Origin of the sequence: Mesorhizobium sp. M7A.F.Ca.US.014.04.1.1, assembly GCF_003998745.1 — a bacterium.
Classification (GTDB): domain Bacteria; phylum Pseudomonadota; class Alphaproteobacteria; order Rhizobiales; family Rhizobiaceae; genus Mesorhizobium; species Mesorhizobium ciceri.
Map to the genome: position 1 here is coordinate 1 of NZ_RZRW01000322.1, position 6,711 is coordinate 6,711.

Here is a 6,711-nt window from a genome sequence, read left to right on the forward strand (position 1 = left end):
GGCCAACTGGTCGAACATGGTGAGGCCCCACATGTCGGCGCCGGTCAGCGGCTTCGGCATGAAGGTGAGATCGGAGACCGGCTGCGTCGGCGATGTGTGGTCGCCTTCGATCGCGCCGCCGGGCGCCGGCACTTCGTTGACCGCGATGACCGGCTCACCGGTGCGGCGGTCGAGCACATACAGATCGCCCTGCTTGGTCGGTCCGACCAGCGCCGGCACCACCGTGCCGTCGGGTTTGGTGATGTCGATCAGGCTCGGCTGCGCCGGTACGTCCATGTCCCAGAGATCGTGGTGCACGGTCTGCCGCACCCATCGCACCTGTCCGGTGTTGAGGTCGAGCGCGGTGATCGACGACGAGAACTTCTCGACATTGGCACTGCGCCCGGCGCCGAGCTGATCCGGCGTCTGGTTGCCGAGCGGCACGTAGAGCAGGCCGAGCTTCTCGTCGGCGCTCGGCGTCGACCACATGTTGGGCGAGTTGGCGGTATAGGTCTGGCCGGCCGGCAGCGGCGTCGTCTGGTCCGGATTGCCGGAATCCCAGTTCCACACCAGCGCGCCGGTGGCAGCGTCGTAGGCGCGGATGACGCCGGACGGCTCCTGCGTCGAATAATTGTCGTTGACCGCGCCGCCGACAATGATCTTGCCGCCTGAGATCAGCGGTGCCGAGGTCGAGTAATAATAGCCCGACTTCGGATAGGGCATGTTGGTCAGAAGGTTCAGCGTGCCGCCCTCGGCGAAAGCCGGGCAGATCTGCCCGTTGGCGGCGTCGAGCGCGATCAGCCGCGCGTCCGAGGTCGGCAGGTAGACGCGGGTCGCACAGGGCTGCCCGGCGGCGCCGGCGGCATCGGCGTAATAGGCCACGCCGCGGCAGGTCTGGTGCTGGCGGTCCTTGTCGAGCTTGACCTTGGGATCGAAGCGCCATTTCTCCTTGCCGCTCGCGGCATCGATGGCGATGGCGAAATTATGCGGCGTGCAGATGTAGAGCGTGTCGCCGATCTTCAGCGGCGTCACCTGATAGGTGGTCTCGCCGACATCGTCCGGTCCCTTCACGTCGCCGGTCTGGTAGGTCCAGGCAGGCTGCAGCTTGGCGACATTGTCCGGTGTGATCTGGTCGAGCGGCGAATAGCGCTGGCCGAACTGCGTGCGGCCGTAATAGTGCCACTCGCCGGCCGGCACGTCATTGCCGAGATTGGCGTTGGCGACCACCTTGTCGGTGCCGAGTTCGCCGGCAATGTCCTTCGGATCCGAAGTCATCGAATAACCGGCGACGGCCAGTGATGCCAGCACGGCAAGGATCAGCGGCGCGCGTGCGTCAGGGCCGACAAGACCCCGTCTCGCCCACGGCGTCAGCAGCCATAAAGCGAGAAGCACGATGACGCCGCCGCGAGGCCCGAGTTCCCACCAGTCGAAGCCGGTTTCCCAGACCGCCCAGGCCAGCGTGCCGAGCACGATCGCCGCGTAGAGCCACAGTGCGGTGGACCGGCGCCGGTAGAGCAGCCAGGCGGCGATCAGGAAGGCAAGGCCAGCAACGACATAGTACCAGCTGCCGCCCAGCATCGCCAGGCGGATGCCGCCGCCGCCGAGTGCCAGGCCGATGAGGAAAAGAATGAGGGAGGTGATGGTGACAGCCAAGATGATACTCCTTCGACTGTTGCGCTTTGCCACGCCAAGGACAGCCCGATGTCCCGTTCCTGCCCTGCGCACAGCTTTCTCCTGCCCGCCCCGCCTGTCAAGCTGGCCCACACGCCAAGGTGGCAATTCATCTTGCCTGCGGTCGGGTTATCGAGCAGTCTCCGTCGCAGCATCACCGTGGAGTAGACCGAGTCATGCCCTTCGTCTTTCCGCCATGGATGCGCATTGCCGGCGCGCTGTTCGGCTTCGTCGTGCTTATGGCTGGCAGTCAACCGGCGTCGGCACAAACGCTCGAGGAGATCAACAAGGCAAGCGGCTTCCACGAGATGCTGGCCGGCCTCGGCCCAAGCATAGTCGCCGGCATCAAATCCGTGCCGGGGCCGGAAAAAGTCAAGGAAGCCTTGTCCGCCGCCGCTGAAGGCGCTTTTGACGCTGACAGGATGGAGAAAGCCGTAGAGGCGCGGATGACGGGCCGGTTGCAGCCCGTCGATCTCACCGATCTGGCTGCTTTCTTCGATTCACCATTGGGCAGGCGGGTCACAGCCCTGGAGATCCAAGCGTCCGATCCGCAAGCCCTGGGGCGCAAGAAGATCGAAGGTCCGAAAATCCTTGGAGGACTTCAGGCGGGAGATCCGGCACGGCTCGCGCTGTACCGGAAAATCGTCGACGATACCAGCGCCGTGGACATGGCTGAAGCGATCGCATTGAACATGGGCTATGCGATGGTTTCGGGAATGCTCGCGGCAGCCGGGCAGCCTTTATCGGATCAGCAGATAATGGTGCTGGTGCATAAGCAGGCCGGCAACCTTCGTGAAAAAGCCGAAAAGGGGATCATGGAAGGAAATGCTTTCGCCTATCGTGACTTGTCGCTCGACGATCTCAGGCTTTACGCGGCATTTCTCGCGTCCCCTGCGGGCAGCCATTACTACGACCGGATGCAGACGGCACTCGGCGCCGTGATGACCGATGAGGCGCGTTCGTTAGGGCAGCGATTTTTCGTCGCTCTCGGCTACCGCAAGGCCTGAACAGCCCGTACATCCTTGCCACCAGCACTTTAGCGGAACAAAACGTAGACAGTTCTGGTCTTTCGCCACCGAATCACTACATTCGGGGCGATGTCCGGCTTTTCCGAAGACATGCCCTTTTTCGACGAACCCAATGCGCGGCCCTCGGCCCCGTCGGGTATCGCCGCGCGCGCCATGGCTGCCCGCAGCGGACACAACAACGCACCCGACTATCTGAAGGGCCTCAACCCGGAGCAGCGGCTAGCTGTTGAAACAACGGAGGGCCCGGTTCTGGTGTTGGCCGGCGCCGGCACCGGCAAGACCCGCGTGCTCACGACCCGCATCGCCCACATCCTCGCCACCGGCAAGGCGTTTCCGTCGCAGATCCTCGCGGTGACCTTCACCAACAAGGCCGCGCGCGAGATGAAGATCCGCATCGGCGTGCTGATCGGCGAAGGCAATGTAGAGGGCATGCCGTGGCTCGGCACCTTCCACTCGATTGGAGTGAAGCTGCTTCGCAGACATGCCGAACTCGCCGGCCTGCGCTCCGACTTCACCATCCTCGACACCGACGACGTCGTGCGGCTGATCAAGCAGCTGATCCAGGCCGAAGGTCTGGACGACAAGCGCTGGCCGGCCAAGCAGTTCGCCCAGATGATCGACGGCTGGAAGAACAAGGGGCAAGGCCCCGCCGACATTGCCGAGGGCGACGCGCGCGCCTTCGCCAACGGCAAGGGCCGCGAACTCTACAAGGCCTATCAGGAGCGGCTGAAGACGCTGAACGCCTGCGATTTCGGCGACCTGCTCTGCCACCCGATCCGCATCTTCCGCGCCAATCCGGACGTGCTGAAGGAATACCATAAGCGCTTCAAGTACATCCTCGTCGACGAGTACCAGGACACCAACACCGCCCAGTACATGTGGCTGCGGCTGTTGGCGCAAAGGCCTCAAGGCAAGCCGATCTCCCCCCTTGAGGGGGAGATTGGGCGCTCTTCGGCCGAAACCCGCGCCACCGTAAACATCTGCTGCGTCGGCGATGACGACCAATCCATCTATGGCTGGCGCGGCGCCGAGGTCGACAACATCCTGCGTTTCGACAAGGATTTTCCCGGCGCCACCATCATCCGGCTGGAGCGCAACTACCGCTCGACCGCGCACATCCTTGGTGCCGCCTCCCACCTCATCGCCCACAATGAGGGCCGCTTCGGCAAGACGCTGTTCACGGATCGCAACGATCCCGAGGATGGCAAGGTCAATGTCCACGCCGCCTGGGATTCCGAAGAAGAAGCCCGCGCCATCGGCGAGACCATCGAGGCCTATCAGCGCCAGAAGCACAATCTCAACGACATGGCTATTCTTGTCCGTGCATCCTTCCAGATGCGGGCCTTCGAGGATCGCTTCATCACACTCGGCCTCAACTACCGCGTCATCGGTGGCCCGCGCTTCTACGAGCGCCTGGAAATCCGCGACGCCATGGCTTTCTTCCGTGTCGTCGCGCAGGGCGCCGACGACCTCGCTTTCGAGCGCATCGTCAATGTGCCCAAGCGCGGCTTGGGCGAAGCCACCATCCGCCAGATCCACGACACCGCCCGTGCGCTGCGCATCCCTATGCTGGAGGCCGCCGCCAAGCTCGCCGAAAGCGACGAGTTGAAGCCGAAGCCGCGCGCCGCCTTGCGCGAAGTGGCGGCCAATTTCGAGCGCTGGCAGAAGGCGCTGGAAACCACGCCGCACACCGAACTCGCCGAGACCATTCTCGAAGAGAGCGGCTACACGGACATGTGGAAGAACGACCGCTCGGTGGAAGCCCCCGGCCGGCTGGAGAACCTGAAAGAGCTGATCCGCTCGATGGAGGAGTACGAATCGCTGCGCTCCTTCCTCGAGCACGTCGCGCTGGTCATGGACGCCGAACAGAATGCCGGGCTCGACGCCGTCTCGATCATGACGCTGCATTCGGCCAAGGGCCTCGAATTCGAGACCGTCTTCCTGCCCGGCTGGGAGGAAGGCCTGTTCCCGCATCAGCGCGCGCTCGACGAAGGCGGCCGCTCCGGGCTGGAGGAAGAGCGCCGCCTCGCCTATGTCGGCCTGACGCGGGCCAAGAAGAACCTGCATATCTGGTTTGTCTCCAACCGCCAGATCCATGGCCTGTGGCAGTCGACGATCCCGTCGCGTTTCCTCGAGGAATTGCCGAACGCCCATGTCGAGGTCGCTGAAAGCGGCAACTCCTACGGCGGCTACGGCAATTCCTATGGCGGCGGTTCCTTTGCCTCCGGCCGCGGCGGCCAGGGCGCAGGACGGCAGAACCCCTATGGCGCCTCGCGCTTCGACAATGTCGGCGCCGACAGCGAAAAATCCGGCGCCTTCTCCAACACCTATGCGACGCCGGGCTGGCAGCGGGCGCAGGCCAACCGCACCGAGGCGACCGACCGCAACTGGGGTTCGCGCTCCGGCCACCAGGTCGAGCGCATCGGCTACGGCGAGACGGACAGCGGCTACGGCGCCGGCCGCACCTCGGTCAAGGGCCGCACCATCGACGGCGAACTGGTCGCCAAATCCGTCTCCGACAAGCCGTCCGCCTTCAACGTCGGCGACCGTGTCTTCCACCAGAAATTCGGCAACGGCAACATCTCGGCCATCGAAGGCAACAAGCTGACCATCGACTTCGACAAAGCCGGCCAGAAACGCGTGCTGGACGGGTTTGTCGCCGCGGTGTGAAGATGGCGTTTTCCCCGCGGAAGCCTCACCTTCGTCATCCACGGGCGAAGCAAGGAGGGTAGCGACGCGGCGCAGACCCGTGGATGACGAAGTGATTGATGTCTACGCCAATCGTCAAGGCATGCGGTCCGCCAACGAAACAGCCCCTCACCGATACCGCGCCTGATTCCATTTGTGCCCCAGCAGCGACAGGATGATGATCAGCCCGTTGAAGAACTGCACATAGAAACCGCTTAATCCCGCCGCCACGACGCCGGTCTGGATGAAGGACACGGTAACCGCGCCGATGGCGCCGCCGACGACGGTGCCGATGCCGCCCCAGGTCGGCGTGCCGCCGACGAACACCGAGGCCAGCACCGGCAGGAGATAGCCGTCGCCGGCGGTCGGCCACCAGGTGAAGTTGATCATCACCGAGAAGGTGCCGGCGATGGCCGCGCCGATGCCGACGAAGCCGAACACTTTCACCCGCACACGCTTGACGTCGATGCCCATCTGCTGGGCGCTGTCTGGATTGTCGCCGACCACCCTCACCTGCGCGCCGAAGCGGTGCCGGTTGTAGAGCATCGCCGACAGCACGACGAAGCCGATGGCCCAGAAGATCTGCACCGGAACGCCCAGGACCTGGCTGGAGAAGATCGTGTAGGCCCAGCTGTCGCTGAGGCTGGTCAGCGCCATCGACTTGCCCTCGTTGATGATCTGGATCAGGCCGCGCAGCAGGAAATTCATGCCCAGCGTGGCGATCAACGACGACAGCCCGCCATAGACGACCAGCGAGCCTACCAGGAAGCCGAGCAGCATGCCGGTGACGAGTGCCGCGGCGATGCCGAGAAACGGATCGTAGCCGGCCTGCACGACCAGCGCGAAGACCCATGAGGCGAAGCCCATCGTTGCCGGAAACGACAGGTCGATCTCGCCGCAGGTGACGACGAAGACCAGCGGCACCACCACGAACAGCGCAACGGGGAGCGTCGTCAGCACCGAACGGTAGAGATACCAGGTGGTGAAAACGGTCGGGTTGGCGATCAGGAACACCGTCATCATGACGATGAACACGGCGAGCGTGCCGAGCGCGGCACGGTTGTCGAGGATGAAGCCGCGCATCCAGTGATCGGATGGGTGCCTCCATTCCTTTTGAGAACTGGGACGGGGAATGCCGGCGGACGGCTCGTGCAGGTTGGGCTCCATGGTCTTGCTCATCGTGCTCTCTGCTCCGCGTCGCCGGCATCGTGCAGCCCGGCCAATCCGCCGGGATGCGCGACCTCTTCCATGAAGTTGATGAGATCTTCGGCCGACTTGACCTCGCTGCGGTCGGTCGTCAGTGCAACCTTGCCGCGGTCCAGCACCACGAAGTGGTCGGCGATGT

4 protein-coding genes and 1 pseudogene are annotated in these 6,711 nt (G+C 64.1%); 2 read left to right on the top strand and 3 right to left on the bottom strand.

All coding sequences use genetic code 11. The features are described from left to right. A partial coding sequence (locus tag EOA22_RS20600) for a PQQ-binding-like beta-propeller repeat protein (RefSeq protein WP_127390183.1) occupies positions 1 to 1,632 on the bottom strand: 1,632 nt, incomplete at its 3' end. Positions 1,633 to 1,826: 194 nt separating this feature from the next. On the opposite strand from EOA22_RS20600, the gene EOA22_RS20605 reads away from it, so the two are divergent. Together EOA22_RS20605 and EOA22_RS20610 are read left to right on the top strand one after the other, a co-directional pair. Continuing rightward, positions 1,827 to 2,657 (top strand): DUF2059 domain-containing protein, encoded by an 831-nt coding sequence (locus EOA22_RS20605; protein WP_013530997.1) that lies wholly within the window; start codon positions 1,827 to 1,829, stop codon positions 2,655 to 2,657. A 90-nt stretch (positions 2,658 to 2,747) separates the two neighbouring features. Further along, positions 2,748 to 5,348 (top strand): UvrD-helicase domain-containing protein, encoded by a 2,601-nt coding sequence (locus EOA22_RS20610; protein ID WP_024501437.1) that lies wholly within the window; start codon positions 2,748 to 2,750, stop codon positions 5,346 to 5,348. Positions 5,349 to 5,495: 147 nt separating this feature from the next. On the opposite strand, the gene EOA22_RS20615 is transcribed toward EOA22_RS20610, so the two are convergent. Then, positions 5,496 to 6,545: an ABC transporter permease gene (locus EOA22_RS20615; protein WP_127390184.1), complete on the bottom strand. Its 1,050-nt coding sequence runs from the start codon at positions 6,543 to 6,545 to the stop codon at positions 5,496 to 5,498. Next, positions 6,542 to 6,711: pseudogene (locus EOA22_RS39705) on the bottom strand (sugar ABC transporter ATP-binding protein); the annotation flags it as partial. The pseudogene EOA22_RS39705 and the gene EOA22_RS20615, both read right to left, overlap by 4 nt.

Excerpts from the sequence above, each read along its gene's own strand:
- EOA22_RS20610 (WP_024501437.1), top strand. The coding sequence starts at position 2,748 with ATGTCCGGCTTTTCCGAAGACATGCCCTTTTTCGACGAACCCAATGCG.
- EOA22_RS20615 (WP_127390184.1), bottom strand. The coding sequence starts at position 6,545 with ATGAGCAAGACCATGGAGCCCAACCTGCACGAGCCGTCCGCCGGCATT.
- EOA22_RS20605 (WP_013530997.1), top strand. The coding sequence starts at position 1,827 with ATGCCCTTCGTCTTTCCGCCATGGATGCGCATTGCCGGCGCGCTGTTC.